Raw genomic sequence first — 26,722 nt, 5'->3', positions numbered from 1 at the left:
GCCGTGCGGGCAACCAAATGCCGGTGATCAGGCCTTGCGGCGCGGCAGGGCGAAACTCAACAGGAACAGACTGGCGGCCGCTACCACAATGGACGGCCCCGCCGGCGTGTCATGCAGCCAGGACAGGCTAAGGCCGCAGCACACCGCGACAATACCCAGCAAGCTGGCGCCGAAGGCCATCTGTTCCGGGGTGCGCGCGTGCCGTTGCGCGGCGGCGGCGGGGATGATCAGCAGCGAGGTTATCAGCAGCACGCCGACGATTTTCATCGCCACGGCAATCACGATGGCGATCAGCATCATCAACCCCAGACGGATCGCCGCCACGGGCAGGCCTTCGACCCTGGCCAGTTCTTCGTGCACGGTGATCGCCAGTAACGGGCGCCACATCAGCATCAGCACGACCAGCACCACGGCACTGCCAGCGAGGATCCAGGCCAGGTCGGTGGTGCTGACCGCGAGCAGATCGCCGAACAGATAGCCCATCAGGTCGATGCGCACGTCGCGCATGAAACTCAGCACTACAAGGCCCAGCGACAGGGTGCTGTGCGCGAGGATGCCGAGCAGCGTGTCACTGGCTAGCGGCTGCCGGGTCTGCAAGGTCACCAACAGCACCGCCAGCAGTACGCAGCCCACGGTTACCGCAAAGGTCGGGCTGACATCCAGCATCAGTCCCAGGGCGACGCCAAGCAGCGCCGCGTGGGACAGGGTGTCGCCAAAATAGGCCATGCGCCGCCAGACCACGAAGGAGCCCAGCGGACCGGCGACCACCGCCAGGGCGAGGCCGGCGAGCAGGGCGTTGAGTAGAAAATCAGCCATGCTTGCAGCCATCTCCGTGTACGTGCGGACGCAGCGGTCCATTGATGGTCAGGCCCGGCTGGTCATCGACCACGCTGCCGTGCAGGTCGTGTTCGTGGTCGTGATGGTGGTGATAGACCGCCAGGCTCTGGGCGTCGCGACCAAACAACTCGACAAACGCCGGATCAGAGCTGACCTGCTCCGGATGGCCCGAGCAGCATACGTGGCGGTTCAGGCAGACCACCTGATCGGTAGTGCTCATCACCAGATGCAGGTCATGGGAGACCATCAGCACGCCGCAGCCGTGGCGGTCGCGCAGGCGGGTGATCAACCGGTAGAGCTCGGCCTGGCCGGCCACGTCGACGCCCTGCACTGGCTCGTCGAGTACCAGCAACTGCGGTTCGCGCAGCAGCGCACGGGCCAGCAGCACGCGCTGCAGTTCGCCACCGGAAATGCCCTGCAGCGGGCTGTCGAGTACCTGGCTGGCGCCTACCTCGGCCAATGCGGCCTGGGCGCGCGCGCGGTCCACGCCGGGAACCAGGCGCAGAAAGCGCAGCACGCTGAGCGGCAAGGTCGGGTCAACATGCAGCTTTTGCGGCATGTAGCCGATGCGCAGTTTTGGCTTGCGCCACACGCTGCCACTGTCCTGCTTGAGCAGGCCGAGTACGGCGCGCACCAAGGTGGTTTTGCCGGCGCCATTGGGGCCGATCAGGGTGACGATCTCACCGGATTTGATGGTCAATTCGACCTTGTCAAGCACGGTCTGGCCGGCGAAGCCGACACTGACGCCCTCGAGGCGTATCAGCGGATCGCTCATTTGCTCCCCTGGCAGCCTGCGCACAGGCCGACGATTTCCACGGTCTGGCTTTCCACAGTGAAGCCGACATCTTTGGCGCCACGCACGATGGCATCACTGATCGCCGTCTGCTCCAGCTCCACCGCCGCGTTGCAGTTGCGGCAGATCAGGAATTGGCTGTGGTGAGCGTGGGCGGGGTGGCTGCAGCCGACGAAGGCATTGAGCGAGGCGATGCGGTGTACCAGGCCATTTTCCAGCAGGAAGTCCAGCGCGCGATAGACCGTCGGCGGTGCGGCGCGGCGCCCGTCCTGCTCGCTCAACACGCCAAGAATGTCATAGGCGCCCAGCGGCTTGTGGCTTTGCCAGACCAGCTCCAGCACGCGTTTACGCAGAGCCGTCAAGCGCAGGCCCTGACGCGCGCAGATGGTTTCCGCTTCGGCCAGAGCATGGCTGACGCAGTGGGAGTGATCATGGGGGCGTGATGCCAGAGGGGGCACGACGCTGACAGGTTTGTACATGGCGATGGCCTCGAAGCGTAGGACGTTATTCTATTACGCATCGGCCAGCTGATGCCATGCACGCACGGAATGCCGTTCATCGCGGTCAGACAGCGGCTGTTCAGCGCACGTGTGCGCATTCGGCAGGAGAGGATGTTATTGTATTACCCCTTTTGTTCTGCGATGAATAGTTGCCCATGTTGCCTCGTCTGCGTCACGTGTCGTCTTTGGCCTTGTCACTCGGCCTGCTCTTCAGCGCTGCTGTCGCCCATGCTGATGTGCGTGTGCTCACCAGCATCAAACCGCTGCAACTGATCGCAGCAGCTGTGCAGGAAGGCGCGGGAGAGCCCGACGTTCTGCTGCCGCCAGGCGCCTCGCCGCACCATTACGCGCTGCGCCCTTCGGATATGCGCCGCGTTCAGGACGTGGATTTGCTGTACTGGATCGGCCCGGACATGGAGAGCTTCATGCCCCGCGTCCTGGCCACCAGAGAGAAGCCAAGCGTGGCGGTGCAGAGCCTGCCGGACATGACGCTACGGCACTTTGGCGAGGGCGAGCATGACCATGGCGACGACCACGACCACGACCACGACCACGACCAGCTTGGCGAGCATGACCACGATCACCGCCCCGGCAGCCTGGATGCACATTTGTGGCTACTGCCGGCCAATGCCCGGGTGATCGCCGCTCGCATGGCCGCCGACCTCAGCCAGGCTGACCCCGCCAACGCGGACCGTTATGCCGCTAACCTGCGCGCCTTCGGCGAGCGTCTCGATGCTCTGGAGCCGCGCCTGCAGGCGCAGCTCAAGCCGCTGGCGACCAAGCCGTTCTTCGTGTTTCACGAGGCGTTCGATTATTTCGAGGCGGCCTATGGCCTCAAGCATGTGGGCGTGTTCAGCGTTGCCGGTGAAGTGCAGCCGGGCGCCCAGCATGTGGCCGCAATGCGCGAGCACCTGCAGCGCGTAGGTCCGAGCTGCGTATTCAGCGAACCGCCACTGCGCCCGCGCCTGGCGGAAACCCTGACCGCCGGCTTGCCGGCAACCTTGGCCGAACTAGATGCCATGGGCGCCACGGCGCCGATTGATGCAAGTGGCTACGAAAGCCTTCTGCAAGGCCTGGCTGACGGTTTGAGCGGCTGCCTGGGCAAGCTCTGACGCGCACGCCGCTCAGGAGAGCGGCACGTTCACCATGCGGAGCTGGCAGGTGAACGTGCCGTCGGGTTGCCTACAAGGCGAACGGCAGCGCCAGGGCGACGTGTTGACGCTCTGCCAGACGGTGCTGGAACTCGGCCGGATCGTGGATCAGCACGTCCTGTCCGGCGAAGGCTTCAGCTGCTATCAGCCGCGACAGCCAGAAGCGTACGCAACCGATGCGCAGCAAGGCCGGCCACAGTTCGGCTTCGGCGGCCGTGAAAGGGCGCAGCGCCGCATAACCAGCCAGCAGTGCGCGGGTTCTTCCGGCATTGAGCCGGCCGTCCTGGTCCGAGCACCAATCGTTCACCGCGATGGCCAGGTCGTAGAGCATCGGCCCGGAACAGGCGTTGTAGAAATCGATCACGCCGCTCAGGTGCGTGCCTTCGAACAAGCAGTTGTCGCGAAACAGGTCACCGTGCAGGTTGGCGCTTGGTAGCGCGCGCACGCGCTCCTTCACAGCGGCAATCTCTGCCAGCGCGTCATTCAGCAGGCTGGCCTGCTCGGCGGGTAGTCGCTGCGCCAGCGCCGAACCTTCCTGCAGCATCCACTCCAGCCCACGGTCACTTTTGCGTTCGAGCGGGCGTTCACGGGTGGCCAGGTGAATACGCGCCAGCAGCCCGCCGATCTCCTCGCAGTGGTGGGCATTGCCCACGCTGATGTGCTTGCCGCTCAGGCGCGGCTGCAACAGCGCAGGCTTGTCGGCCAGGCTGCGCAACGCTTCGCCATCGCCGGTCCGCAACGCGTAGGGCACCGGCAGACCGGCTTCATGGAGCACGTCCAGCAGCTCGATGAAGAACGGCAGGTCGGCGCTGGGCCCGCGCTCGATCAGGGTGAGCACGAACTCGCCCTGCTCCAGGCTGACGAAAAAGTTGCTGTTTTCGCTACCGGCCTCGATGCCTTGGAAGTCGAGCAGGCGACCGAGCCCGTAGGGCGCGAGAAACGTGTCCAGTTGCGGACGTTGCAGCGGGGTGAACACCGACATGAATTGACTGCCTTACCAGCTGAAGATTTCCCAGGCGGGGATGAGCATGTCCGGCGAATCGGAGCGTACGAAACTGCCGTCGCTGCCGTCTGCCCGAACCAGGAAATAGGGTTTGCCACCTTTGGGGGTGACCTTGATGGCGTAGAGGAAGCCGTTGACGCGGTACTCCTCGACGGTACGGTCGCCGTCCTGGCGGATGGTGACATCAGGTTCCGCAGAGGGTGCATCACTGGCCTGCGCGGCGATTGGCACGGCGGCCAGCACGGCAAGCAGGATCAGGCGATTGAATGGTCCCATGGTAACCTTGTCCCTTTGATATCAACGGTACTGCGTATTCTAGCGCCACGCCCGCCGAAAAGGTTGATCACCCTCATGAGCCAAGCCCCTCTCGTCCTGGTCGACGGTTCCTCTTACCTGTACCGCGCCTTCCACGCGCTGCCGCCGCTGACCACCTCCAAAGGTCTACCGACCGGTGCGGTGAAGGGCGTGCTGAACATGCTGCGCAGCCTGCGCCGGCAGTATCCGGACAGCCCCTTCGCGGTGGTCTTCGACGCCAAGGGCGGTACGTTCCGCGATGAACTGTTCGCCGAATACAAAGCCAACCGCCCGTCCATGCCCGACGAGCTGCGCGTGCAGGTCGAACCGTTGCACGCCAGTGTGCGTGCGCTCGGCCTGCCGCTGCTGTGCGTCGAAGGCGTGGAAGCCGATGACGTGATCGGCACCCTGGCGCGGCAGAGCGCTGCGCAGGGCCGCGACGTGGTGATCTCCACCGGCGACAAGGACATGGCGCAGTTGGTGTGCCCGCACGTCACGCTGGTCAACACCATGACTGGTAGCGTCTACGACATCGAAGGTGTGCGAGGAAAATTCGGCGTCGGCCCCGAGCTGATCATTGATTACCTGGCGCTGATGGGCGACAAGGTCGACAACATCCCAGGTGTGCCGGGCGTGGGCGAGAAAACCGCCCTCGGTTTGCTGGTCGGGGTCGGCGGCGGCCTCGACGTGCTCTACGCCAACCTCGACAAGGTGCCCGGCCTGCCGATACGCGGTGCCAAGAGCCTGCCGGCCAAGCTCGAAGAACACCGCGAGATGGCCTACCTGTCGTATCAGCTGGCGACCATCAAACTGGACGTGCCGCTGGATCTCGACTGCACCCAACTGCACCCCGGCGAGCCGGATATCGAGGCGTTGATTCCGCTTTACGAAGAACTGGAGTTCAAGAGCTGGCTGGACGAACTGCTGCGTCAGAACAAGAGCGCCGCGCCCAAGGCCACTGCCAAGGCAGACCTGACGCCGAGCGCGGACGACCTGTTCAGCACGGCCATCCACCCGACGCCGACGGCCGGTGACCTGGCGACTGCCGATGTGGAACAAGCCGTGATTACCGGCGACTACCGCACGGTGCTCGAGCAGAGCGAATTCGACGCCCTGCTCAAGCAGCTGGAGCAGGCCGAGCTGATTGCCTTCGATACCGAAACCACCGGCCTGGATGCACAGCGAGCGCAACTGGTCGGTCTGTCGTTCGCGGTCAAGGCGGGCGAGGCGGTCTACGTACCTGTCGCGCACAGCTACATGGGCGTGCCGCAGCAGCTGGATCGCGATGCCGTATTGCGTGCGCTCAAGCCGATTCTCGAAGACCCGAGCAAGCGCAAGGTCGGTCAGCACGCCAAGTACGACATCAACATCCTCGCCAATGCCTCGACGCCGATCACCGTGCAAGGCGTGGCGTTCGACACCATGCTCGAGTCCTACGTGCTGGACTCCACCGCCACGCGCCATGACATGGACAGCCTGTCGCTCAAGTACCTGGGCCACAGCACCATCCGCTTCGAAGACATCGCCGGCAAGGGCGCCAAGCAGCTGACCTTCGACCAGATCGCCCTGGAGCAGGCCGGCCCGTACGCCGCTGAAGATGCCGACGTGACCCTGCGCCTGCACCAGAACCTGTGGGCGCGCCTGGAGCGGGAACCGAGCCTGGCCAGCGTGCTGCGCGAGATCGAAATCCCCTTGGTGCCCGTGCTGGCGCGTATCGAGCGCACTGGTGCGCTGGTCGACGCCAACCTGCTCGGCCGACACAGCCAGGAGCTCGGTGAGAAGCTGGTCGCGCTGGAGCGTCAGGCGTTCGAAGTAGCCGGTGAAGAGTTCAACCTCGGCTCGCCGAAACAGCTCGGTACCATCCTCTACGAGAAGCTTGGCTTGCCGATTATCAGCAAGACGGCAAAGGGGCAGGCATCGACGGCCGAAGCGGTACTCGCGGAGCTGGCCGAGCAGGACTACGAGCTGCCCAAGGTGCTGATGCAGTACCGCAGCCTGAGCAAGCTCAAGAGCACCTACACGGACCGTCTGCCGGAGCAGATCAACCCGCGCACCGGGCGCATCCATACCAGCTATCAGCAGGCGGTGGCGTCCACCGGCCGGTTGTCGTCCAGCGACCCGAACCTGCAGAACATTCCGATCCGCAGCGCCGAGGGGCGGCGTATCCGCCAGGCGTTCGTGGCGCCAAAGGGTTACAAGCTGGTGGCGGCCGATTATTCGCAGATCGAGTTGCGCATCATGGCGCATCTGTCGCGTGACGAGGGGCTGATGAATGCCTTCCGCGATAACCTCGACGTGCACACCGCCACGGCGGCGGAGGTGTTCAAGGTCGAGCTGGACCAAGTTAGTTCTGATCAGCGGCGCAGCGCCAAGGCGATCAACTTCGGTCTGATCTATGGCATGGGCGCGCAGAAACTGGGCAAGGATATCGGCGTCGACGGCAAGACCGCCAAGGCTTATATCGAAACCTATTTCGCCCGTTATCCCGGCGTGCGCGACTACATGGACCGTACGCGTCGCCAGGCTGCGGAGCAGGGTTTCGTGGAAACGCTATTCGGCCGTCGACTGTACCTGCCGGCGATCAAATCCAGCCGTCCACAGGAGCGCGCTGGTGCCGAGCGCACGGCGATCAACGCACCGATGCAGGGCACGGCGGCGGACATCATCAAGAAGGCCATGGTCGCGGTGGATAGTTGGCTGACCGAGTCGGGCGTGGACGCTCGGGTGATTCTGCAGGTACACGATGAATTGGTGCTGGAAGTGCGTGAGGATCTGGTCGAGCAGGTTAGCGAGCGAATTCGTGTGCTGATGGGCGAGGCGACCCAGCTGGATGTGCCGCTGCTGGTCGAAGTCGGCGTAGGCAATAACTGGGACGAAGCTCACTAAGGGATGCGACGCGTTATCAGTTAGAGCAGGGGAGTCTTAACCGATATAAAGACCAAACAAAGGGTTCTAAGCATCGCTGAACTTTACTTCTGTCCACCCGGTCAGAGTTTGTGAATGGCCCATAAAGCCCTTCGATGCTCCTTTGTTGTGTTAAGTGTTGGCAGACATCTGAGCCCCGCCCTAGCGGTTCAGACCCTTAAACCCCGATCTTCTCCCTCCCCATACGAAGTTCGGGGTTTTTTTTGCCTGCAGAAAAGTGCCAAGCAACTTCTTTCTCCCTTCCCTTGCGCTACAGCCTAGACCGCAATCGCCGAAAGCGCCTGCCAGCTGCGCTCGCTGGAAGCAAAACGCCCCGCATAAGCGGGGCGTTTTAGTCAGGCCAGGCGTTTGAGGTTATTCCTCGACCTGCTCGACCTCGGCTTCTCCGCCCATCAGGCCCAGCCAATGGCCCAGAACGGCCTGCGCATCTTCCACGCCAATGCGTTTGGGTGCCGAGAACAGCTGAATGCTGACATGCTCGCCCCAACCCTTGCGGATCTCCTGCTGCACTTTGAGCAACGTGGTTTTCGCTGCACCAAAGGCCAACTTGTCTGCCTTGGTCAGCAGGATGTGCATCGGCATGCCGCTGGCGCCGGACCAGTCGAGCATCATGCGGTCGAACTCGGTCAGCGGATGACGGATGTCCATCATCAGCATCAACCCGCGCAGGCTTTCGCGGCTGCCCAGGTAGGCCTCCAGGTGCTTCTGCCAGTGCAGCTTGAGCGGGATCGGCACCTTGGCGTAGCCGTAACCCGGCAGGTCGACCAGGCGGCGTTCTTCATCCAGGCGGAAGAAGTTGAGCAGCTGGGTACGCCCGGGGGTCTTCGAGGTACGCGCCAGGCTGGCGTGGGTCAGGGTGTTCAACGCACTGGATTTGCCGGCGTTGGAGCGCCCGGCGAAGGCAACTTCGTAGCCCTGATCGTCCGGGCATTGGTCGACCTTGGCGGCGCTGATCAGAAAAGTGGCTTGCTGACACAAGCCGATTGCAGGGTTCTTTGCTTGCATCGGGGTATCCGGTGGAGGGCGTGCATCGCGGCAGTCTATCAGGCTGGCGACCCGCTGACCCGTACGGGCTGACTGCTGCGACGCGCGACCGGTATCAGAGAGGCTGCGACCACAGCGTCACGTCAAGCTGGTATTCGGCACCCGGCGCGAGAATCAGCGCGTCATCCAGCACATTGGCGTGCTCGATGCAGAGCATGCCCTGCCAGGCATCGTCGGCGAACTGCGACAGGCGCTTGGCCTTGGCGATCCAGGGGTTCCATACCACCGCCGACGCCGAGCCTTCACTGCGCATGAGGATACGGCGCTTCCACTGCGCATCGACAATGCTCAGCTGCGCCGGGGTGTCGAGGTAGATGCGGTCGGTTTCGCCGGTGAAGGTCACCGCGCCTTTCTGGCGGACTTTTTTCCAACCGTCGAGGGTGTCGACATAGCGGCAGGCGTCCAGGCCCTCGACCTTCACCTGACGGACGTCGCTGACCGCGAAATAGGTGTGCAGCGCCTGGCTGATCGGCAATTCGCTGTCGCCGAGATTGCGTGTGGTCAGGCTCAGCGTGAGGCGCTCACCGAGATGGATATCGAGCTGCAATTCGGCAGCGAACAGCCATTCGGCGATCGGCTGCGCGGCCGTGTCGAAGGCGAACGACAGGGTCACGCCGTCCTCCTCGGTATTCAGACCGATCAGCTGCCAGTCGACGCTACGAACCAGACCGTGGGCTGGGGCCTGTTCCGGGCGGGTGTAGGCCGCGCGTATCGCTTCGGGGTTGCGTTGCAGATCGCCAAACCAGGGCCAGCACACCGGCACCCCACCGCGCACGCTCTGTCCGGCCTGATAGGCCGCCTCGTCGCTCAGCCAGATCAACGGCTGACCGCTGGCCGGCTGGTAGCGGAGGATTTGCGCGCCTTGTTCACTGACCAACAGCTCGGCCCCGGCATGATGAATGCGCCAGCAGACCAGGTCGCCGAGTTGGATGCGTTCGTTGGTGGTGCTACTCATGGTGCGGTTCCTGTCGAGGGCAATGCTCAGTTGGGTCGTGCTGAGCCGTGCAGGTTCAATGGCTTAAATGCAAAAACGCCCGTCGAAACGGGCGTTTTGTTGATGCTCGCGTTATGAGCCGTAGACCTGCTCCGGCAGCCAGGTGATCAGGCCCGGGAAGATATAGGCGATCACCAGCAGCGCCAGCTGGATCAGGATAAACGGCACTACGCCCTTGTAGATGGTGCTGGTCGGTATGCTGGGCGGCGTGACACCGCGCAAGTAGAACAACGCAAAACCGAAGGGCGGCGTCAGGAACGAGGTCTGCAGGTTGAGCGCGATCATCACGCCCAGCCAGACCGGGTCGAGGCCCATGGCAAGCAGCACGGGACCGACGATCGGCACCACCACGAAAGTGATCTCGATGAAGTCGAGAATGAAGCCGAGCAGAAAGATCACCAGCATGACCAGGAAGAATGCGCCGAGCACACCACCAGGCAGCTGCGCGAAGACGTCTTCGATCAACGCTTCACCGCCAAAGCCGCGGAACACCAGGGAGAACAGCGAGGCGCCGATCAGAATCATGAACACCATGGCGCTGATTTCGGTGGTGCCGTAAGCGACGTCACGCAGCTGAGTGAAATTCAGCTTTTTCTTGCTCAGCGCCAGCAGCATGGCGCCGACTGCGCCGAGCGCGGCCGCTTCGGTGGGCGTTGCGTAGCCGGCGAGGATCGAGCCGAGTACCGCGCCGATCAGTATCAGCGGCGGCACCAAGGCCTTCAGCAGTTTGCCCCACTCGACGTCACCGAGTTCTTCCTTGGACAGCGCCGGCAGCTTCTTGGGCTGCAGGATCGCCACGCCGATGATGTAGAGGATGTACAGGCCGACCAGCAGGAGGCCCGGCAGCAGTGCACCGACGAACAGGTCGCCCACCGAAACGGTCTTCGGCGAGAAGATGCCCATTTTCAGCTGCGCTTGCTGGTAGGCGCTGGACATCACGTCACCGAGCAGAACCAGCACGATCGACGGCGGGATGATCTGCCCCAGGGTGCCGGTAGCCGCCAATGTGCCGGTGGAGATCGCCGGGTCGTAGCCGCGGCGCAGCATGGTTGGCAATGCCAGCAGACCCATGGTCACTACCGTCGCACCGACGATGCCGGTACTGGCCGCGAGCAGGGCGCCCACCACGCACACCGAGATCGCCAGGCCGCCACGCAGGGTGCCGAACAGCCGGGACATCGACTCGAGCAGGTCTTCGGCCACGCGGGAGCGCTCAAGCATCACGCCCATGAACACGAACAGCGGCACCGCCAGCATGGTCTGGTTGTTCATGATGCCGAACAGGCGGTTGGGCAGGGCGCTCAGGTAGCCGGGGTCGAAGCTGCCGGTCAATATGCCGATACCGGCGAACAACAGGGATACGCCACCGAGAGTGAACGCAACCGGGTAACCGGCCATCAAGGCCACGCAAATGCTGATGAACAGCAGGATAGCCATCAACTCAGCCATGGTTCACCTCAGGGGCAGGCAGGCGGCCAGTGATGACGTAGAGCGCCTTGATCAGATTGGAGATGCCCTGCAGGGTCAGACTAACCACCAGCAGCAGGATGATGCTTTTTTGCAGGTAAACAAATTTCAGGCCACCCGACTCACTGGAGCCTTCGTGGGTCGCCCAGGAATTGCCTACGTAATCCCAGCTCGCCCAGCCGAGGAACAGGCAGACCGGCAGCAGGAACAGCAAGTTGCCCATGATCTCGACCACTGCCTGACGCCGGCCGCTGAATTGCTGATAGAAGATGTCCACGCGCACGTGGGCATTGCGCTGCAGTGTCCAGGCCGCGGCGCCCATGAATACCAGCGCATGGGCGTACAGCACTGCCTCCTGCAGGGCCGTCGCTCCGATACCAAAGCCGTAACGCAGTATCACCACGACGGTTGTTCCGATCACCAGAAACACGGTGAGCCAGGAGCAGACCTTGCCGAGGTATTCATTGATCAGGTCAATGACCCTGACAATACCGAGAGGAAGTGAAGGCGAGCTGGACATGGGGCGTCCTTTATAGTTATGAAATAGAGAAGGCAAAAAGCGGCTGATTCTAGGCAGTTACCTGGCAAAACAGCAATGGCGATACGACTTTAGTCAGGTTTGCTATACCTGATGGCGGCTTGCCTCTAATGTAGCCATATTTGAATATGCTTCAGCGGCGCCGATCTCCGTCTGCGCGCTGGCTGGGCAACGGCTCAGGGCTTTGGTTTTGGGCTGCCGTGCTGGGCAAGAATTATTACAACAACAATAGGAGCTACTCATGAAACGTCGCCACATTCTGGCCGCTGCGGGCGTTGGTATTGCAGCCGGTGCGCTGGTCGGTTGCAAAGAGGAGGCTGGTGCCGCGAGCACGTCGCAACCCGCCGCCGAAGCCAAGACTTTTAACTGGAAAATGGTCACCTCGTGGCCGAAGAACTTCCCCGGCGTAGGCGTGGGCGCCGAGCGCTTCGCCAAGCTGGTCGACGAGATGAGCAATGGCCGCCTGAAGGTCAAGGTCTACGCCGCCGGCGAGCTGGTACCCGCCCTGGAAGTGTTCGATGCGGTCTCGCGCGGCACCGCCGAAATGGGCCACGGCGCGCCTTATTACTGGAAGGGCAAGGTGCCGGCAGCGCAATTCTTCTGCGCCCTGCCATTCGGCCCCAATGCCCAGGAAATGAACGCCTGGCTGCATTACGGCGGTGGCATGAAGCTCTGGGAGGAGGTCTACAAGCCCTTTGGCGTGTTGCCGATGGCGTGCGGCGCCACTGGCGTGCAGACGGCAGGCTGGTTCAACAAGGAAATCAACTCCGTTGACGACCTCAAGGGCCTGAAGATGCGCACCCCGGGCCTTGGCGGCGAAGTGCTGACCAAGGTTGGTGGCACGGTCGTCAACATGCCGGCAGGTGAGATTTTCACCGCCTTACAGACCGGTGCCATCGACGCCACCGAGTGGATTGGCCCGTACAACGACCAAGCCCTCGGCCTGCATAAAGCCGCCAAGTATTACTACACGCCGGGCTGGCAGGAACCGAACGTCACCTTCGAGCTGGACATCAACATCAAGGCCTGGGAAACCTTGCCGGCCGACTTGCAGGCTATCGTTCGCGCCGCTGCCCGCGACGTCAACGGCGACATGCTCGACGACTACAACGCCAAGAACATGGAAGCCATGGAGCAGTTGAAGACGGCGGGTGTCGATGTGCGCCGCTTGCCGGACGAGGTGCTCGCCAAGCTCAAGGAAGTGTCTGCCGATGTGGTGGACGCCACCGCGGCTGCCGATCCCGCTGCGCAGAAGGTCTGGGAACAGCAGAAGGCCTACCTGGCGCGCCTGTACGAATACGCCGAAGCCAACGAGAAGGATATCTACGCGATTCGGTAATGAGGTGATTGAAGGTGAGAGCGGACGTAGAGTGGATGACGCTCTTTTCATCCACCATCGCGATCGCAGAGCGGTGGACGGATCGGGCCGCGCAGGCAAGCGTCGTCCACCCTACACCGGCTGCTTGCTCCACTTGGCAGTCAGAGTCGATAAAGCTGCTGCAAAGCTAATGCTGTAGATATGAAAACGCCGGCTGCGAAGCCGGCGTTTTGTGTGTTCAGGCAGCTATCAGACACGCTTGCGGTTGCTGATCATGGTGCCGTTGCCGATATCGGTGAAGATCTCCAGCAGCACCGCATTGGGCACCCGGCCGTCGATGATGTGCGAACTGTTCACGCCACCCTGCACCGCCTCCAGCGCGCACTTGATCTTTGGCAGCATGCCGCCATAGATGGTGCCGTCGGCGATCAGCTCATTGACCTGCTCGGTGCTCAGCCCGGTGAGTACTTCGCCCTGCTTGTCCATCAGGCCGGCGATGTTGGTCAGCAGCATCAGCTTCTCGGCTTTCAGCGCTTCGGCCACCTTGCCGGCAACCAGGTCGGCGTTGATGTTGTAAGACTCACCCTTGGGACCCACGCCAATCGGCGCGATCACCGGAATGAAGTCGCCCTTCACCAACATGTTCAGCAGGTCGGTATTGACCCCGGTGACTTCGCCCACGTGGCCGATATCGATGATTTCCGGCTGGGTCATCTCTGGCGTCTGGCGGCTGACAGTGAGTTTCCTGGCGCGGATCAGCTCGGCATCCTTACCCGTCAGGCCGATGGCGCTGCCGCCATGGCTGTTGATCAGGTTGACGATGTCCTTGTTGACCTTGCCGCCGAGGACCATCTCCACCACATCCATGGTCTGTGCGTCGGTGACGCGCATGCCATCGATGAAGTGGCTTTCGATCGACAGGCGCTTGAGCAGATCACCGATCTGCGGGCCGCCGCCGTGCACCACCACCGGGTTGATGCCGACCGCCTTCATCAGCACGATGTCGCGGGCGAAGCCGGTTTTCAGCTCGTCGCTTTCCATGGCGTTGCCGCCGTATTTGATCACCAGTGTCTTGCCAACGAAGCGACGGATGTACGGCAATGCTTCGGACAGTACCTTGGCGACGTTGGTGGCGGCATCACGCTCTAGGGTCATGCGGGGGCTCCAGTGCTGGGCGGATCAGAACGGTAGTTTGACATCGGGCGCGACGAGGTGCATCTGGGTGCGGAACAGCTCCTGGATTCGCTCCAGTTCTGCCTGGCTCTCCGCTTCGAAGCGCAGCACCAGAACCGGCGTGGTGTTGGACGCACGCACCAGGCCCCAGCCTTTCGGGTAGTCGACGCGCACACCATCGAGGTTGGTCACACTGCCTTCGCCCCATTGGCCTTCGCGCTGCAGGCGCTCGACGATTGGGAACTTGGTCTGTTCGGTCACCTGGATGTTGATTTCCGGGGTCGACACGTCATTGGGGAACGCAGCGAATACCTGTTCGGCGGTGCGCTTGTCCTGGCTGAGAATCTCCAGCAGGCGGGCAGCGGCGTAAATGCCGTCGTCGAAACCGAACCAGCGTTCCTTGAAGAACACATGGCCACTCATTTCGCCGGCCAACAGCGCGCCGGTTTCCTTCATCTTCTTCTTGATCAGCGAGTGGCCGGTCTTCCACATTACCGGGCGGCCACCGTAGCCGCTGATCAGCGGAGTCAGGCGACGGGTGCATTTGACGTCGAAGATGATATCGGCGCCTGGATTACGCGACACCACATCCTTGGCGAACAGCATCAGCAGGCGGTCCGGATAGACGATGGCGCCGGTGTTGGTGACCACGCCGACGCGGTCGCCATCGCCGTCGAAGGCCAAACCGATGTCGGCCTTGTGTTCCTTGACCTTGGCGATCAGGTCGACCAGGTTTTCGGGCTTGCCCGGGTCCGGATGGTGGTTGGGGAAGTTGCCGTCCACGTCGCAGAACAGCGGGATGACCGTGCAGCCCAGTGCTTCGATCAGCTGCGGGGCGATCACGCCTGCTGCGCCGTTGCCACAATCGACCACCACGCGCAGTGGCTTGGCCATGGCGATGTCGCTGCGGATCTGTTCCAGGTAGCGCGGCAGCAGGTCGACGGCCTCGACGCTGCCCTGGCCGCTGACCAGATCGTTGTTGTCGATGCGGTTCTTCAGCGCCTGGATCTGTTCATTTGCCAGGGTGTCGCCGGCGATGACAATTTTGAAGCCGTTGTAGTCCGGCGGGTTGTGGCTGCCTGTGAGCATCACTGCGGATTTGCCGGCCAGCACGTGGGCGGCGTAGTAGACCACCGGGGTCGGCACCATGCCGACGTCACTGACCTGGCAACCGCTGTCGACCAGGCCGTCGATCAACTGCTGCACCAGCGTCGGGCCGGACAGGCGGCCGTCTCGGCCGACCGAGACATTGGGTTCGCCCTCTGCCAGGCTTTGCGAGCCGATGGCGCGGCCGATCCAGTACGCCGTTTCCGGGGTCAGGCCAGCGCCCACCACGCCGCGAATGTCATAGGCACGGAAGATGTCTGCAGGAAGTTTCGGGGCTTGCGGCGTGGTCATGATCGGGGTCTGCTCCAGTCCCAGGAGATCCTGGTCATCGTCGAGAATGTCGATATCGAGGATATCGGTGTCTTGAAACAGCGGATTTACAAGATCCGCTGGCCTGGCCGCGGCACTGCCCTTGGGTTGCGGGCTGACGATGACATCCGGGCGTACAGCCACGGGTTCCTGGGCGCGACGAGGTAGTCGGCTCAGGCTTTGCGCCAGGTCGTGTAGGGCCGGCAGGCTCAAGCTGAAGGCTTTGACGGCTTTGCCCGCAGAGAGTTCTTTGACCAGTTGGGTCAATTGCGAGGTGTCGCTGTCCAGCCGCTGGTGGAGGCGCCGGTTGACCAGATACAGGCCTGCCAATGCGCCGGCCAACGCGACCAGCAGAGCGAGCGCCAGCAGGGTCGGCGACAGCCCGTTTGCGCCCAGGTTGGAGGCTGGGGTGAAGCTCAGCGTCCAGTGCGGGTTGCCGGTGGAAAACGCCTGGGCGTTGCCCTCGGCCTGGCCACGCTGGGTCAGCACCTGCGCCGCGCCGCCATCAAAACGCTGGATCAGTTGGATTTGCCCGACCTCGGCCGGCAAGGGCGGCAAGTTGGCGAGCACGCGGTTGAGGTCGACCGCCAGCAGCAGCGTGCCGAGCATCGGCTGGGTATCGTCCTGGCGCACCGGGGCGACGCTGTAGGCCAGCCAGCGCTCACCCACGCGATAGGCTTCGACAGCGGGCGCCTGGCCAGTTTCCAGGCGGCGTAGCATGTCCAGTGCGGCAAAATTCATCGGCGCCGTGCGGCTGCTGTCGGGCACGGCCTGGCCTGTCAGGTTGAGCTGGGCATCGACCACGCCGCTCCAGTAGCGCAGCCCGGCCTCGGCGCTGCGAAGCTGAGTCTCATCACCGCTCTGCAGGGCTTGCGACAGCTCGGGGTTGCGGGCCGCTGCGATGGTATCGGCGCTGAGTTGCTTGAGCGCCTGCTGCAGAGCGGCGGCCTGGCTGGCGCCCCAGGCCTGGGTAAGTTGTTGCTGCTGCAACTGTTGAGCCGGGCTGACAGCCATGACCCACAGCAGTGCGCCGGCCAGTACTACGCCGAGTGTGGCGGCCAGGGCACCTGGCAGCAGGTCGGTCGCGGCGCTGGGCCGGGCGGTGCCTTTCGAGTCGCCGGAGCGTTCTTCCTTGGGCGCGCGTTTGAAGCCTTTCATCAGACGTCTCCTGGCGATTGGGTGTGCGTCAGTGGCTACCCGAGTGACCGAAACCACCCGCACCGCGCTCGCTGTCGTCGAATTCCTCGACCACCTCGAAGTGCGCCTGGACGACCGGCACCAGTACCAACTGGGCGATACGTTCACCGATCGCCATCTTGAAAGCAGTAGTGCCGCGGTTCCAGCACGACACCATCAGCTCGCCCTGGTAATCAGAGTCGATCAGGCCGACCAGATTGCCGAGCACGATGCCGTGTTTGTGGCCCAGGCCGGAGCGCGGCAGGATCAGCGCTGCCAGGCCTGGGTCGGCAACGTGAATCGCCAGGCCGGTCGGAATCAGCACGGTCTGCCCCGGTTCCAGAGTCAGGTCTTCCTTGAGCATGGCACGCAGGTCGAGGCCTGCCGAACCAGGAGTGGCATAAGCCGGCATAGGGAAGTCGGTACCGAGGCGGGGGTCGAGAATCTTGGCTTGTAGGGCGTGCATGAGGCGATCTGGGTATCCGTGCTGTGAAGGTCAGTTTTTCGGCTGGTGCGCGGCGATGAAGCTCACCAGCTGCCGGGCGATCTTGCCCTTGCTGGTCTGCGCGAAACTGCTTTGGTGGAGCTGGCGATCGATGATGGTGATCGCGTTGTCTTCGCTGTTGAAGCCGATGCTGGGGTTGGCCACGTCGTTGGCAACGATCAGGTCGAGGTTTTTGTCCTTGAGCTTGCGCGAAGCGTACTCCAGCAGGTTCTCGGTCTCTGCCGCGAAACCGACGCTGAAGGGGCGGTCGTCGCGGTGGGCGAGCGTGGCGAGAATGTCCGGGTTGCGCACCATCTGCAACAGCAGGCCATCGCCGCTGTTGGGGTCTTTCTTCAATTTGTGCTGGGCGACAACTTCCGGGCGGTAGTCGGCGACCGCTGCGGCAGCGATGAGGATGTCGCAGGGCATGGCTGCTTCGCAGGCCGCGAGCATGTCACGGGCACTGACCACGTCAATACGGGTGACCCGATCGGGCGTCGGCAGGTGCACCGGCCCGCTGATCAGGGTGACCTTGGCGCCCGCTTCCACCGCCGCTTCGGCGAGGGCGAAGCCCATCTTGCCGGAGCTGTGGTTGGTGATGTAGCGCACCGGGTCGATGTTCTCCTGGGTCGGCCCTGCGGTGATCAGCACGTGCTTGCCGGTCAGCGCCAGGTGTTCGAAACAGTCGGCGGCGAGGTGCGCGAGGTCATCGGCTTCAAGCATGCGGCCGACGCCCACGTCACCACAGGCCTGACTGCCGGATGCCGGGCCGAACAGGCGAAAGCCGCGGGCACGCAGCAGATCGGCATTGGCCTGGGTGGCCGGATCGCGCCACATCGCCTGGTTCATCGCTGGCGCCAGGGCTACAGGTGCATCGGTGGCCAGTACCAGCGTGGTCAGCAGGTCGTCGGCCACGCCCTGTGCCAGGCGGGCCATGAGATCGGCGGTCGCCGGGGCGATCAGCACCAGGTCAGCCCAGCGCGCCAACTCGATATGACCCATGGCGGCTTCGGCTGCGGGATCAAGCAGGTCCTGGTGCACCGGGTGCCCGGACAGCGCCTGCAGGGTCAGCGGGGTGATGAACTCGCGACCACCGTGGGTCATGACCACGCGCACTTCGGCGCCCTGGTCCTTGAGTCGGCGAACCAGCTCGGCGCTCTTGTACGCCGCGATGCCGCCACCCACGCCGAGGATGATGCGTTTGCGATACAGCCGCTGCATAACGTTGCCTTTGTCGTGTGTAGTTACAGACGCAGGTGACCGAGACCTCCCCAGGCCCGGCACCCCGCGAAAAACCGGGCTACGATAGCACAGCGGCAGCAGGGGAGCAGCGGCGTGCCAAGCCGGCCTTTTAGAGGCGGTGCGCGGTACCAAATTGGAACGACAGGGAGCGTTTATGAGCATTCGTGAATGGCCCGCGGCAGAGCGTCCGCGGGAGAAACTACTGGCCCAGGGGGCTGCCAGCCTGACCGACGCGGAGCTGCTGGCGATTTTTCTGCGCACCGGTGTGGTGGGGCAGAGCGCGGTAGATCTGGCGCGCCACCTGCTTGCCGATTTCGGCAGCCTGCGCGCGCTGTTGCAGGCTGATCTGCCGTCATTCAGCCAACGCCTCGGGCTGGGGCCCGCCAAGTTCGCTCAGCTGCAGGCGGTGCTGGAGATGGCGCGGCGGCACCTTGCCGAGCAACTGCGCCGTGATTCCGCATTGGAGAGCCCGCAGGCGGTGCGTGATTACCTCAAGGCACTGCTGCGCCATGAGCCCCACGAGGTGTTCGGCTGCCTGTTTCTTGATGCCAAGCACCGCGTGCTGGCCTTCGAGGCACTGTTCCAGGGCTCCATCGACAGCGCCAGTGTTTATCCGAGGCAGGTGGTAAAGCGCGCGTTAGCGCATAACGCGGCTGCGTTGATCCTGACCCACAATCATCCTTCGGGCGTCGCCGAGCCGAGCCAGGCCGACCGAATACTGACCCAGCGCCTGAAGGACGCGCTGGCCCTGGTGGAGGTGCGCATCCTTGATCATTTCATCGTCGGTGACGGCGAGCCGCTGTCGATGGCCGAGCACGGCTGGCTGTAGCCCGTCGGGACGGCGGCTGCACGTGGCCGCCGCCGACCGCTAGCGAGCCTTGAGCAGCTCGGCAGCCTCCAGCAAGACCATCTCGCTGTCGTCGGCCCGGTTGGGCTCGCGGCTGCTGGAGAACGGCAGGTTGTTGTCGTTACCGACCACAATGTGCCGGTCATCGACGATGTCGACGTTCTCGATGGTGAAGAACGGAAAACTCAATACGCCGTCGTTCAGCGGCTTGCGCGCCAGGCCGTGCGGGTCCTGGATGGCGAGCAGATCGATATAACCCACCTTGCGCACCGCCTGGCCCACATTGCTGTCGTCGAACGCCACCTTGTAGACGCGTTTGAAGCGGGCGATGTCGGAGAAGCAGGTGCTGCCGGTCTCGCCTGCAGGGCAGGCCTTGTCGGCGGTGCCTTCGCCGTTGTCGCGCTCGATGATCAAGCCGCTGCTGGCGTCGATCATGTTGAAGTCGCCAATCGCGTGGCCTGGCTGCTCCAGAGGATAGAGCCAGTGGCGCCCCGTCCAGGCCTCGTGCTTCACGTCGAATTCGACCATGCGCAACACGCTCTTTCCATCCTGTTGTTCTGCACCCTTGCTGGTTGCGTCCCACAAGGGGCCTTCGAGTAGTGCATAGAGCGTGCTGCCGTCGTTGGAGGCCGCCATGCCTTCCAGACCCTTGGAACGACGCACTTCGACATTCATCGGCTCGGCAGGCCAGCCAGGCAGCTTGACCGCGGGGTTGTCGGGCGAGCGTACCGGTTTGCCCGCTATCTCCACGTCGAACACCTTCTGCACCCGGCCCTGCAGGTCGGTTTTGATCACATAGGGGCCGAACTCGTCACCGATCCAGATTGCATCACCCGCGAACTGGAAACTTTCGGGGTCGAAATCAGCGCCCGACAGGTAGCGCGCTTGGGTGCCTTCGTGAACGATTCGAAATGGCACCTTCTTGTCCGGGTCGCTGAGAAATACTGTTGCAAGCCGCTTGAATTCGCCTGACTGGAAGTCCACGTCATAGTGGTTGAGGTAGAGCATCGAGTCAGCGGAATTGGCCTTGGTGCCAAAGCCATTGTCGGTGAGCACCCAGAAACTGCCATCAGGCATGTGCTTGATGCCGGAATGGCCCTGCAGCGGCTGGCCTTCGAAGGGCAGAAACATCCCCGTGGGGCGGTTGGCTGATAATCCCTCGACGCTGCCGATTTTCTCGCTGCGCTGGCCGTTGGAAAATTTACCGCTGATTGCAAAGTCGGCCGGAGCGTCCGCAGGCGGCTTCACGAAGCTGGCAGCCGGCATGACTGCATGCCCGGCCAGTGTTGCCGGGTAGGCCCGGGCGGCGGCATCCTGCCCGTGAGAGACGAGCGGCATGCAGCAGAGAGTGGTGACTAGCAGGTTGCAAACACTGGTATTGAAACGCATGGCCTGAACGATCCCCGTCTGTGAAGAACGGACAGGGTGCGGCAGGCGTATGTCACCGCTGTGACAGGCGCCTGCCATCGAGACGCGGATGGCGCTGATGTATTGCCGTGTCTCAGGGCTGCAGGCTGACCTTGGAAAAGTCCTGGCGACCGAATGGGCTCACGCTGTAGCCCTCTACACTTTTGCGGATCAGCGCGTAAGCGGTCGGGTGCGCCAGCGGCAGCCACAGCGCCTGCTCGTGAATGATCGTCTGGGCATCTTTATACAGCGCGCTGCGTTTGGCCTGGTCGCTGAGCGTTTTGCCGTCGGCGATCAGCGTGTCGAGCTTGGCGTCGCAGTAACGGGCAAAGTTCAGGCCGGACTCCACCGACGCGCAGGAAAATTGCGGGGTGAGGAAGTTGTCCGGATCACCGTTATCACCCGCCCAGCCCATGAACAGCAGGTCGTGTTCGCCTGCCTTGGCGCGACGGATCAATTCACCCCATTCGATCACGCGGATCTGCGCCTTGATGCCGATTTCGGCGAGGTCGGCCTGCAGCAGCTGGGCGCCCAGGCTAGGGTTGGGGTTGAGCACGCTGCCTGAAGGGCGAGTCCAGATGGTCGTGCTGAAGCCGTCGCCCAGGCCTGCTTGTTTGAGCAGTTCGCGGGCTTTCTGCGGATCGTGTGCGTAGCCCGGCAGATCGCTGGCGTAGCTCCAGGTATTCGGTGGATAAGGGCCGCTGGCGGGCTCAGCACTATTTTCGAAAACTGCTTTGAGGTAGCTGGCCTTGTCGAACGCCAGGTTGATGGCCTGGCGCACGGCGGGCTTGTCGAGCGGCGGGTGCTGGCTGTTGATGCCGACGAACGCGGTCATGAAGGCGGCCGTCTTCACGCTGTCGAGGTTGGCGTCTTGGGCGGCGGCTTGGACGTCCATCGGCTTGGGCGACAGGGCGATATGGCATTCGCCACGGCGCAGCTTCTGCAGGCGTACGTTGGCATCCGGGGTGATGGCGAAGACCATGGCATCGACCTTCGGCTTGCCGGCGAAGTAATCCGCATTGGCGACATAGCGCACCGCAGCGTCTTTCTGAAAACGCTTGAGCACGAACGGCCCGGTGCCGATCGGCTGGCTGTTGAGCTTTTCCTGGCTACCCGCTTTGAGCAGCTGATCCGCGTACTCTGCCGAATAGATGGAGGCAAAGCCCATGCTCAGCGTGGCGAGGAAGGTCGCGTCCGGCTTGTTGAGGGTGATGCGCACCTGATGGGTATGGACTTTCTCGACTGCCTTGATCAACTCCGGCCATTGCATCGACTGCGCATGCGGGTAGCCGCTGGCGGCGGTGTGGTGCCACGGATGGTTGGCATCGAGCATGCGCTGGAAGCTGAACAGCACATCGTCGGCTTCCAGTGGGCGGCTCGGCTTGAAGTAGTCGGTGCGGTGGAACTGCACGTCGGGCCGCAAGGTGAAGGTGTAGATGAGACCGTCTGCTGACACATCCCATTTACTGGCCAGGCTCGGCACCAGCTTGCCGCCGTCGGCATCGAAATCGACCAGGCGGTTCATCAGCACGTCGGCCGAGGCATTGGTGGTGGTCAGGGAGTTGTACTGCACCACGTCGAAGCCGTCTGGGCTGGCTTCGGTACAGACGCTGAGGGTGGCAGCCTGGGCGAACAGCGGGGCGATGAGCAGCGGCAACAGAGCGAGGCGCATGGGAAACTCCTGAGCGGGGTGGCGCGCATCCGGCGGGCCGTCGGGTGGAAAACGCGGGCTGGGCAGGTCGCGTTGGCGCGTGACCTGAGACACTAAGCGATAAGTTGCGGCTGAACAATGTATCGTGGCGACGAATGGTCGGTGCCGGGCGCGCCCGCAGGGCTGGGCCAGCGCAGCCGCCAGGGTATATAAAAGTGTGCTCGCGCTTGTTGATCTGGGGGCTTTCTGGTATAAAGCAGCGCTCTTTTCTAGGGGCCCGGTTGCTTGATTGCGATCTATCGCCGGTAAGACCCTGAAGAAACGCGGCGCCCAGCGCCGAAAAACAGAGATTAAGCGGCCAACCCATGCCGGGTTGGGCATGTGGTTTTAGAGGGCTGAGGTATGTCGAGAGTCTGTCAAGTTACCGGTAAGGGTCCGGTAACCGGGAATAACATTTCCCACGCTAACAACAAAACCCGTCGTCGTTTCCTGCCGAACCTGCAGCATCACCGCTTCTGGGTCGAGTCCGAAAAACGCTTCGTTCGTCTGCGTGTTACTGCCAAAGGCATGCGCATCATCGACAAGCGTGGTATTGACGTAGTGCTGGCTGAAATCCGCAACCGCGGCGAAAAGGTTTAAGGAGCTATCATGCGCGAACTGATCCGTTTGGTGTCCAGTGCCGGTACCGGCCACTTCTACACCACCGACAAGAACAAACGCACCACGCCTGACAAGATCGAAATCAAGAAATTCGATCCGGTCGTGCGCAAGCACGTGAACTACAAGGAAGCCAAGATCAAGTAATTGATCGGCGACCCTGTGGTTGAAAAGCCCGCTTCATGGCGGGCTTTTTCATGCCTGCGATTTGCCTCGACCCAGTGCTCTGGCGACAGAAGCAGCATGCTGGGGTATGGAAGGTGACATCCGCTGCGCTCAGGTCTGCGGTCGATTCGGCCTCGACGAAGCGCTTGGCCTGATCGGTGACGGCGTTCAACGGCAGGCGCTTTAGCGTTGCTGCACCCAATCGCAGAAGCAGCCGCTGGCCAGGTTATTGTCGGCCATCACCGTACGCCCAGCGAGCAACGCGTCGAGCACCGGTTCGATGAAGCTGTTGCCGGGGCTGCAGGACAGGCCGCTGCCGTAGGGGCCGAAATAGGCCAGTTTGCCGTGCTGATCCCAGATTGCCACGGCCGGGCTGGCGGGCAGGTGATCGCTACCTGTCAGCCCGGTAAGCGGCTGCAGGCCACCGAGGGTCCCAGGAGATTGCCCATGGCTGCCTGGTTTCTGCACAACATGAAAGCTCACGCCGCGCGCCGAGTAACTGCCCACCAGCTCGGCAAGGTGCTGCTGATTACCGACATTGCACGGGCAGGCCGGGTCCCAGAAATGCACCAAGCGGATCTCGCCTGGCCCCGCCAGGGTTGCTGGCAGGCGCAGCGCGGTGCCACCGAATAACGTGGTGCGCTCATCGAACGGACGCAGATAGCGAGCGTCGAACCACCACAGCGCCGCGCCCACGACCGCCAGGCAGGCCGCGGTGATCAACCAGCCAGGCAGGGAGGTGCGGCACGAATGGGCCATGCTGACAGCTTCCGTTGAACAGTCGGTTGGCTTGCCATGCTGAACCTGGCAGCAGAATATCGGTACTGTACCGGTTGCCCGATGCGGTGACGCTGCCCTGAATCAATGAGTCGATAGCGCTGATGTCCGATACCTTTCAACCTGAATCCCTGGTCGCCAACCTGCGCCCGCTGGCCGATGCGGCACAGTTGTCGGCTGGCGAACTCGCCTACCGGCAGTTCTATGGCTTCGTGCCGCAGGAAGCGGTGGAAAGCCGGCTGGGCTGGTTCGAGGTGGACGGCTACCGTATTGCCGCACAGGTCTGGTCGCCGGTTGCCCCGCGCGCAACCTTGTTAGTGCTGCACGGCTATTACGACCACAGCGCGCTGTATCGGCACGTCATCCAGTGGGGCTTGGAAATGGGTTTCGCGGTGCTTACCGTGGACTTGCCCGGCCATGGGCTGTCCAGCGGGCTGCGCGCCAGCATCAATGATTTTGCCGAGTACCAAGCCGTGCTGCGCGCTGCACTGCAGCAGGCTGAGGCACTGCGCCTGCCACAACCCTGGCACCTGTGCGGGCAGAGCACGGGTGGGGCGATCCTCATCGATTATTTGCTCAACGACACGCCGCTGGACGCAGTGGGCGAAACCATTCTGCTGGCGCCGCTGGTACGCCCACGTCGCTGGAACTGGTCGCAACTCAGCTATCGCCTACTGCGCCGTTTCGTGCAGGAGATTCCCCGACGCTTCAGCGAGAACTCCAGTGACCTGGAGTTCCTCGACTTCCTGCGCAATCGCGACCCGTTGCAGCCCAAGGTGGTGCCGACGGTCTGGGTCGGTGCGTTGAGCCAGTGGGTGCCGCGGATCGAAAAAGCCCAGCGCAGCAAGCGCAGCCCGTTGATTATCCAGGGCGAGGCGGACATGACGGTGGACTGGCAGCACAACCTGGGCGTGCTGCAAAACAAATTCAGCGCGCCGCGCATCCTGCGTCTGCCCGAGGCTCGTCACCACTTGGCCAATGAGGCGCAGCCGATACGGCAGCGCTACTTCGACTATCTGGGCGAGCAGTTGAGCTGAGCTTACTGACCGACGGCCAGGCCGGCGCGCACCGCCGCCAGCGCTGCCTTGTAGTAAGCCGCACCGTCGCTGGACTGGGCGAACGTGACGAACTCCTCAAGCTCCGGATCGGAAAGCCCGCGGTAAACGTGCAGCAGGGTGTTATCCAGGTCCTTGTCGATCTGCGCCATCAGGCGCTGGCGCTGGCCGTCCAGCAGGCCTTGAGCCGTGCCACCGCCGAGCAGGCCGGGAATCATCTGGCTGAGGCTGTCGGCGGCGACCCCGGCGAGTGCCAGGCTGATTTCCGCGCCGGCTTCCCTGGCCGGCAGCGCCTGCGCCAGGTGGCGAATCAGCAGGCGTCGCGTGGCGTCTGCCTCACTGAGCGGCAGGCCATCAGCATATTTCGCTAACTGATCCGGGCGGGTGGCCAGCAGCTCCGCTTCGACGATCTTGCGGCCCAGGGGCGATTCGAAAAAGCGCAGGGCCGGTACCGGGTCGGCGAGGTTCGCGCGCAGGCTGCTTTCGGCGCGTTGGTCCATGGCGCTGGCAGCGAAGCGCTGATTGCTGTTGCTCACCAGCGCCTGGTACACCGCTGGCGGCAGGCTGTTGCGGTAGCGGGTCTGCGCGGCGCTGAGGGCATCGCTGAAATGCGCACGTTGCTGCGGCCAGCCGGCTTTTTCATACAGCTCGGCATGGGGCTCGGCCAACCCGGGAAGGCTCAGGAGCAACAACAGAAAAAAACACAACGCACGCATAAGGACTCCTGTCTGGGGCGGCTATTTTCGGCAGCCAGGTGGAGCTTGTCGAGGTGTAGTCGACACAGGGTAGAATCGCGGCATGACAACCGACCTTTCCGATTCGCTGCTGAGCCGCATCATCGATGACCTTGCCGAATTTGGATGGTCGTTGCAAACCCAATTCGCCCCGCTGTCGCTGACTCGGCAACTGGCCGAAGAGTGCCGCCAGCGAATTTCCCTGGGCACTCTTGCGCCAGCCGGCACCGGCCGGGGCAATGCGGTTGCCGTGCGCGAAGGCACCCGTGGCGATCATATCCAGTGGCTCGAGGCCGGCCAGTCGCCAGCCTGCGATGGTTACCTGCAACTGCTCGACGAGCTGCGCGTGGCGATCAACCAGAGCCTGTATCTGGGCTTGGTCGACTACGAGAGCCACTTCGCCTTCTACCCGCCGGGCGCTTTTTACCTCAAGCACCTCGATCGCTTTCTCGACGACGACCGCCGCGCGGTTTCTGCAGTGCTGTACCTCAACGAAGACTGGCAGGCCGATGAAGGCGGCATGCTGCGCCTGTATCTGGCCGACGGCCAGGTGCGTGACGTGCTCCCCGAAGCCGGCACGCTGGTGGTATTCCTGTCCTCCGATGTGCCCCACGAAGTCTTGCCGGCAACCCGCGATCGGCTGTCGCTGACCGGTTGGTTCCGCCGCCGCGGTGACGGCCCGCTCTGATCGGCGCCATCTTCCGGCCACTTGAACGCTGCACAGGAAAAAGGGAGGCCGAGGCCTCCCTTTTTCGTTGCGCTGTCCCGTCCTGAATAAGGTTTACACCTTCTGCCTGAGAATCTGGAGATCTCGATGGAGCAAGGTGTTAAGCGTACGCAGCGTGATTACTCGCTGACTTTTAAATTGGCGGTGGTCGACCAGATCGAAAAAGGCGAGTTGACCTATACGCAGGCTCAGGAGCGCTATGGCATCCAGGGCCGCTCCACTGTTTTGGTATGGTTGCGTAAGCATGGTCGGCAGGATTGGAGTCAGGGGGCCTCGATTCGAGCCGACAGGAGCCAAGCCGTGACCGATCCTAAAAACTTGACGCCTGAGCAGCGCATCAAGGAGCT

The 26,722-nt window shown here is 63.0% G+C and carries 25 protein-coding genes and 1 pseudogene; 9 read left to right on the top strand and 17 right to left on the bottom strand.

Annotated elements, in window-relative coordinates:
• Positions 1-27 precede the first annotated feature (27 nt).
• Genes znuB through BLS60_RS19480 form a run of 3 tightly spaced genes read right to left on the bottom strand, consistent with a single transcriptional unit; the run spans position 28 to position 2,109 of the window.
• Positions 28-816 carry a zinc ABC transporter permease subunit ZnuB gene (gene znuB / locus BLS60_RS19490; RefSeq protein WP_070882559.1) on the bottom strand — a complete coding sequence of 263 codons (789 nt, stop codon included), beginning with the start codon at positions 814-816 and terminating at the stop codon, positions 28-30.
• Positions 809-1,612, bottom strand: coding sequence for a zinc ABC transporter ATP-binding protein ZnuC (gene znuC / locus BLS60_RS19485; protein ID WP_092371425.1), 804 nt, complete (start codon positions 1,610-1,612; stop codon positions 809-811). Before znuC ends, znuB begins: the two co-directional genes overlap by 8 nt.
• Positions 1,609-2,109: a Fur family transcriptional regulator gene (locus BLS60_RS19480; RefSeq protein WP_092371422.1), complete on the bottom strand. Its 501-nt coding sequence runs from the start codon at positions 2,107-2,109 to the stop codon at positions 1,609-1,611. The genes znuC and BLS60_RS19480 overlap by 4 nt, the downstream gene beginning before the upstream one ends.
• Positions 2,110-2,285: 176 nt before the next feature.
• Between BLS60_RS19480 and znuA the strand changes: the two genes are divergently transcribed.
• On the top strand, positions 2,286-3,242 hold the full coding sequence (znuA, locus tag BLS60_RS19475) for a zinc ABC transporter substrate-binding protein ZnuA (protein WP_092371419.1): 957 nt from the start codon (positions 2,286-2,288) through the stop codon (positions 3,240-3,242).
• A 70-nt stretch (positions 3,243-3,312) separates the two neighbouring features.
• Here znuA and BLS60_RS19470 read toward each other — a convergent pair whose 3' ends face one another.
• Entirely contained in the window at positions 3,313-4,263 is a 951-nt protein-coding gene (locus tag BLS60_RS19470) for a homoserine kinase (RefSeq protein ID WP_092371416.1), read from the bottom strand.
• A gap of 12 nt (positions 4,264-4,275) precedes the next feature.
• On the bottom strand, positions 4,276-4,560 hold the full coding sequence (locus BLS60_RS19465; protein ID WP_092371413.1) for a DUF2782 domain-containing protein: 285 nt from the start codon (positions 4,558-4,560) through the stop codon (positions 4,276-4,278).
• 75 nt (positions 4,561-4,635) lie between these two features.
• On the opposite strand from BLS60_RS19465, the gene polA reads away from it, so the two are divergent.
• Entirely contained in the window at positions 4,636-7,464 is a 2,829-nt protein-coding gene (gene polA / locus BLS60_RS19460; RefSeq protein ID WP_092371410.1) for a DNA polymerase I, read from the top strand.
• Positions 7,465-7,857: 393 nt separating this feature from the next.
• Here polA and yihA read toward each other — a convergent pair whose 3' ends face one another.
• The 4 genes from yihA to BLS60_RS19440 form a co-directional block, all read right to left on the bottom strand.
• Entirely contained in the window at positions 7,858-8,508 is a 651-nt protein-coding gene (gene yihA, locus BLS60_RS19455; RefSeq protein WP_092371406.1) for a ribosome biogenesis GTP-binding protein YihA/YsxC, read from the bottom strand.
• 94 nt (positions 8,509-8,602) lie between these two features.
• Positions 8,603-9,502 carry a D-hexose-6-phosphate mutarotase gene (locus BLS60_RS19450; protein ID WP_092371403.1) on the bottom strand — a complete coding sequence of 300 codons (900 nt, stop codon included), beginning with the start codon at positions 9,500-9,502 and terminating at the stop codon, positions 8,603-8,605.
• Between the two features lie 111 nt (positions 9,503-9,613).
• A complete protein-coding gene (locus BLS60_RS19445) occupies positions 9,614-10,990 on the bottom strand; it encodes a TRAP transporter large permease (protein WP_070882567.1) in 1,377 nt (458 codons plus the stop codon).
• Positions 10,983-11,528, bottom strand: a complete 546-nt coding sequence (locus BLS60_RS19440; protein WP_092371400.1) for a TRAP transporter small permease subunit — start codon at positions 11,526-11,528, stop codon at positions 10,983-10,985. Before BLS60_RS19440 ends, BLS60_RS19445 begins: the two co-directional genes overlap by 8 nt.
• Before the next feature lie 259 nt (positions 11,529-11,787).
• Between BLS60_RS19440 and BLS60_RS19435 the strand changes: the two genes are divergently transcribed.
• Positions 11,788-12,885: a TRAP transporter substrate-binding protein gene (locus BLS60_RS19435; RefSeq protein WP_070882569.1), complete on the top strand. Its 1,098-nt coding sequence runs from the start codon at positions 11,788-11,790 to the stop codon at positions 12,883-12,885.
• A gap of 228 nt (positions 12,886-13,113) precedes the next feature.
• Here BLS60_RS19435 and argB read toward each other — a convergent pair whose 3' ends face one another.
• The 4 genes from argB to coaBC all read right to left on the bottom strand — a co-directional run bounded on the left by argB (position 13,114) and on the right by coaBC (position 18,334).
• Positions 13,114-14,019 carry an acetylglutamate kinase gene (gene argB, locus BLS60_RS19430; protein WP_070882570.1) on the bottom strand — a complete coding sequence of 302 codons (906 nt, stop codon included), beginning with the start codon at positions 14,017-14,019 and terminating at the stop codon, positions 13,114-13,116.
• A 24-nt stretch (positions 14,020-14,043) separates the two neighbouring features.
• The gene (gene algC, locus BLS60_RS21550; protein ID WP_208597326.1) at positions 14,044-15,435 is read right to left on the bottom strand and encodes a phosphomannomutase/phosphoglucomutase; all 1,392 of its coding nucleotides are present in this window, start codon (positions 15,433-15,435) and stop codon (positions 14,044-14,046) included.
• A gap of 1,204 nt (positions 15,436-16,639) precedes the next feature.
• Entirely contained in the window at positions 16,640-17,095 is a 456-nt protein-coding gene (gene dut, locus BLS60_RS19420) for a dUTP diphosphatase (RefSeq protein WP_092371393.1), read from the bottom strand.
• Positions 17,096-17,125: 30 nt separating this feature from the next.
• Entirely contained in the window at positions 17,126-18,334 is a 1,209-nt protein-coding gene (coaBC, locus tag BLS60_RS19415; protein ID WP_092371390.1) for a bifunctional phosphopantothenoylcysteine decarboxylase/phosphopantothenate--cysteine ligase CoaBC, read from the bottom strand.
• Positions 18,335-18,509: 175 nt separating this feature from the next.
• Between coaBC and radC the strand changes: the two genes are divergently transcribed.
• Positions 18,510-19,184 carry a RadC family protein gene (gene radC, locus BLS60_RS19410; RefSeq protein ID WP_070882574.1) on the top strand — a complete coding sequence of 225 codons (675 nt, stop codon included), beginning with the start codon at positions 18,510-18,512 and terminating at the stop codon, positions 19,182-19,184.
• Between the two features lie 39 nt (positions 19,185-19,223).
• Here the strand turns inward: radC and BLS60_RS19405 are convergent, their stop codons facing one another.
• Both BLS60_RS19405 and BLS60_RS19400 read right to left on the bottom strand, forming a co-directional pair.
• Positions 19,224-20,591, bottom strand: coding sequence for an esterase-like activity of phytase family protein (locus tag BLS60_RS19405; RefSeq protein WP_208597325.1), 1,368 nt, complete (start codon positions 20,589-20,591; stop codon positions 19,224-19,226).
• A 112-nt stretch (positions 20,592-20,703) separates the two neighbouring features.
• Positions 20,704-22,281 carry an ABC transporter substrate-binding protein gene (locus BLS60_RS19400; protein ID WP_092371387.1) on the bottom strand — a complete coding sequence of 526 codons (1,578 nt, stop codon included), beginning with the start codon at positions 22,279-22,281 and terminating at the stop codon, positions 20,704-20,706.
• A gap of 381 nt (positions 22,282-22,662) precedes the next feature.
• Here BLS60_RS19400 and rpmB point away from each other — a divergent pair, with 381 nt between their 5' ends.
• Together rpmB and rpmG are read left to right on the top strand one after the other, a co-directional pair.
• Complete coding sequence (gene rpmB / locus BLS60_RS19395) at positions 22,663-22,899, top strand: 50S ribosomal protein L28 (protein ID WP_070882576.1); 237 nt, start codon at positions 22,663-22,665, stop codon at positions 22,897-22,899.
• Positions 22,900-22,908: 9 nt separating this feature from the next.
• On the top strand, positions 22,909-23,064 hold the full coding sequence (rpmG, locus tag BLS60_RS19390) for a 50S ribosomal protein L33 (protein ID WP_070882577.1): 156 nt from the start codon (positions 22,909-22,911) through the stop codon (positions 23,062-23,064).
• A 201-nt stretch (positions 23,065-23,265) separates the two neighbouring features.
• Here rpmG and BLS60_RS19385 read toward each other — a convergent pair whose 3' ends face one another.
• Entirely contained in the window at positions 23,266-23,841 is a 576-nt protein-coding gene (locus BLS60_RS19385) for a DUF6436 domain-containing protein (RefSeq protein ID WP_092371384.1), read from the bottom strand.
• 122 nt (positions 23,842-23,963) lie between these two features.
• Here BLS60_RS19385 and bipL point away from each other — a divergent pair, with 122 nt between their 5' ends.
• Positions 23,964-24,896: a phospholipase BipL gene (gene bipL, locus BLS60_RS19380; protein ID WP_092371381.1), complete on the top strand. Its 933-nt coding sequence runs from the start codon at positions 23,964-23,966 to the stop codon at positions 24,894-24,896.
• Positions 24,897-24,898: 2 nt separating this feature from the next.
• Here the strand turns inward: bipL and BLS60_RS19375 are convergent, their stop codons facing one another.
• Complete coding sequence (locus BLS60_RS19375; protein WP_092371378.1) at positions 24,899-25,630, bottom strand: DUF2059 domain-containing protein; 732 nt, start codon at positions 25,628-25,630, stop codon at positions 24,899-24,901.
• Between the two features lie 82 nt (positions 25,631-25,712).
• Between BLS60_RS19375 and BLS60_RS19370 the strand changes: the two genes are divergently transcribed.
• Complete coding sequence (locus tag BLS60_RS19370) at positions 25,713-26,336, top strand: 2OG-Fe(II) oxygenase (protein WP_092371375.1); 624 nt, start codon at positions 25,713-25,715, stop codon at positions 26,334-26,336.
• 126 nt (positions 26,337-26,462) lie between these two features.
• Positions 26,463-26,722 (top strand): annotated as a pseudogene (locus BLS60_RS19365) (IS3 family transposase); the annotation flags it as partial.

The sequence above is a fragment of the Phytopseudomonas seleniipraecipitans genome (assembly GCF_900102335.1).
Taxonomy (GTDB): domain Bacteria; phylum Pseudomonadota; class Gammaproteobacteria; order Pseudomonadales; family Pseudomonadaceae; genus Aquipseudomonas; species Aquipseudomonas seleniipraecipitans.
Note: the sequence above shows the minus strand (reverse complement) of the source record. Positions and strands in the feature narration are given on the sequence as shown.